General features: G+C 46.2%; 3 protein-coding genes. All 3 read left to right on the top strand.

The window, feature by feature from the left end:
• Positions 1–812 (top strand): class II glutamine amidotransferase (locus tag RUMCAL_RS11015; RefSeq protein WP_021682947.1); only part of this gene is annotated, 812 nt, incomplete at its 5' end.
• A 137-nt stretch (positions 813–949) separates the two neighbouring features.
• Positions 950–1,555: a recombinase family protein gene (locus RUMCAL_RS11020; RefSeq protein ID WP_040648046.1), complete on the top strand. Its 606-nt coding sequence runs from the start codon at positions 950–952 to the stop codon at positions 1,553–1,555.
• Positions 1,556–1,601: 46 nt separating this feature from the next.
• Complete coding sequence (locus RUMCAL_RS11025) at positions 1,602–3,014, top strand: tyrosine-type recombinase/integrase (RefSeq protein WP_040648047.1); 1,413 nt, start codon at positions 1,602–1,604, stop codon at positions 3,012–3,014.
• Positions 3,015–3,064: the final 50 nt, after the last annotated feature.

The following is a 3,064-nucleotide window of genomic DNA, read 5'->3' on the forward strand; positions in this document are numbered from 1 at the left end:
ACAAGAGACCGAAACCTGCCCACAAGATTCGATTCAACGCACCAAACGGCACAAGAGCCGTTATGGGACATACTCGTATGACCACACAGGGCAACGAGAAGTTCAACTACAACAACCACCCCTTTTATGGTCATGCCAACGTAGAATTTGCCTTTGCTCACAATGGCGTGCTGTACAATGATAAGGAACTGCGTGTGGAAAAGCACCTGCCGCAAACGCAGATCGAAACTGACAGTTATGTTGCAGTGCAGCTGTTGGAGCAGCAGGGCAAGTTGGACTTCGATTCACTCAAAAGCATGGCAGAATCTGTGCAGGGTAGTTTTTGCTTTACCGCCTTGGACGAGGACAACACGCTCTATCTGGTGAAAGGTTCAAACCCAATGTGCCTGCTCCACTTCACAGAGCTAGGTCTTTACGTTTATGCCTCGACCGAAAGCATTCTGAAAAAGGCATTGCAGAAAGTTGGTTTCCACAAGTATCCGTTTGAAGTGTTGCATGTGGAAGAGGGCAGGATCTTGAAGATTGACCGCTATGGCTTTCTGACCTACTCCACCTTTGAAGTGCAAGAAAGTTTCCGGTTCGGCAAGTGGGTTGATTGGTACGACGAGTTGGAAGAAGAGTATTACACACAGCAGGAGGAACTGCTGTTGGAGATGTGCAATTGCTACGGCGTGACAGAAGATGACATTTTCCTGTTGCTGGACTATGGTTACTCTGCCGATGAGATCGAGGAAATGCTGTGCGATGCGACTTTTCTTCATGATACGATTTGTGCAATTCAGTGTCAAGAAAGCAATACGGCAATCTTTTAAATGTTTTGGCTGTCTCAGAAAGTACACTTTTTGAGGCAGTCATTTTTTTCTCAAAAACCTGTGCCAAAAGGTCCGTTTTTGACTTTTGAGACGTTCCAAAAGTGGCAGGACTTTTTGAGACAATTGGAGGTGTTTTTATGGACAACAGAACGTTCGGCTATGCCCGTGTTTCCAGCAGGGAACAGCATGAGGACAGGCAGATCGAGGCTCTCACAAATTATGGGGTCAGCAGAGATAATATCATTGTGGACAAATGCTCCGGCAAAGACACTGAGCGTGAAGGCTATCAGTATCTGAAAAAGCAGATTCTCAGGAACGGCGATACACTGGTTATTAAGGAATTGGACAGACTCAGCAGAAGTAAGTCTGATATCAAGCAGGAGCTGGAGTTTTTCAAGTGCAACGGCATTCATGTCAAAATCCTCGACATTCCCACTACATTGACCGATTTTCCGCCGGAGCAGATGTGGGTCATGGATATGATCAATGCGATTCTGATTGAGGTGCTTGGGAGCATTGCGGAAAATGAACGCCTGAAAATCAGACGCAGACAGCGTGAGGGCATCGATGCCGCCTTGAAGAAAAATGTCAGATTTGGTCGTCCGGCAATTGCAAAACCGGAGAACTGGGACACTGTAGTCAAACAAATTGATGCAAAAGAAACCACGGTTTCACAGGCGTTGCAGACACTCAATATCTCCCGTTCCTCCTACTATCGGTTCAGACAAAATAATCCATTTTAATCAGATATACAACAAATCCATAAAATAATCTATGGAGGTATCCGATATGGAACGAAAAAAGAGAAACCACAACGAAGGCAGCATCCGCGAACGGGCAGACGGCAGATTTGAGATTCGTGTCACAGCAGGCTACGATTTTGAGATCGGAAAGCCGAAACGCATCTCCTACTATGCTAAAACCAAGGCAGAGGCAATTCAAAAGCTGCACGAAGAGGAGTACAAGATTCACTTTCAGAAACACGTTGATCCAACGTCAACCACCTTTCTCGACTGGCTGCGGCTCTGGCTGGAAACCTACATGAAAAACAAGGTCAAGCAGTCCACCTATGTCAGCTATCGTGGCTACATCGAAAATCATCTTGCACCAGCATTTCCAACCCTCAAACTGAAAGATCTCACGACAAAGCTCCTGCAGGACTTCTACAACTACAAGCAGAATACGCAGGGACTTTCGCCCAAAACCATTCTGAATCTTCACCGCTGCCTGCACAAGGCCATGAATCAGGCAGTACTGGAACATTACATCGATTTCAACCCCTGTGATGCAGTCAGTTTGCCACGCAATGAAAAACCGCAGGTCGAGATTCTCACCCGTGAGGAACAGCAAAAGCTTACCTATACCAGTTACAAATACCGATACGGCATTTTCATCCGTTTGACACTTGCAACAGGGATTCGTCTGGGTGAACTTCTGGGACTCCGTTGGGAAGATGTTGATTTCAATAAAAGAATGCTCTCTATCCGCCGCACAATAAACCGTCTGCCCAAAGTGGATTACAACGGTGTGGGCAATTCCACGGAGATCGTCATTCAGGAGCCAAAAACGAAAAATTCCATTCGCTCTATCCCCTTGATTCCCAATATCGCAAGCGAATTACAGCAATGGAAAAATGTACAGCAGAACGATGCCATGACATCTAGTGCAGCCTATCAGGACTCCGGCTTTCTGGTGACAAACCCATTTGGCGGATACTTGGAACCCAGAACATTCAAGGATGCATACGATGAAATTCTGAAAGCCTCTGGTCTTGGGCATTATACCTTTCACGCCCTCAGACATACCTTTGCCACCCGAGCCATGGAACAAGGCATGGACGCAAAAACCACTTCAATTCTGTTAGGGCATTCCTCGGTTTCGTTTACGCTGGATACTTACACACACGTTCTGGACAGTCAAAAGCAAGAGGAAATGAAAGTCATGGAGGAGTTCTTCACTCTGCCCGATATGCCGCAAGTACAGTCCTATGCAATTGCAGTAACGCCAATGGCAAATGGCTTTCTGCTAAATCCTGTGGACTTTGAGGATATGAGCATTGAGGCAAACGATCTGCAATACGGCATTCAGTGTCTGCAAACCGCCATTGCCCAGAAATTAGCCACAATGTACCCGCCTACGCCGACACCTGTGAACGAGATCGTTTTGCAACAAGGTGAATTTGTGGTGATTGTCAATTTATAAAGGAAATGGAGCAGGATGTGAAATGCTCCCCTTTTGTTAGACAATATGGT

The sequence above is a fragment of the Ruminococcus callidus ATCC 27760 genome (assembly GCF_000468015.1).
GTDB classification, from domain to species: Bacteria; Bacillota; Clostridia; order Oscillospirales; family Ruminococcaceae; genus Ruminococcus_C; species Ruminococcus_C callidus.

Coding starts and splice junctions, on each gene's coding strand:
- RUMCAL_RS11025 (WP_040648047.1), top strand. CDS start 1,602: ATGGAACGAAAAAAGAGAAACCACAACGAAGGCAGCATCCGCGAACGG.
- RUMCAL_RS11020 (WP_040648046.1), top strand. CDS start 950: ATGGACAACAGAACGTTCGGCTATGCCCGTGTTTCCAGCAGGGAACAG.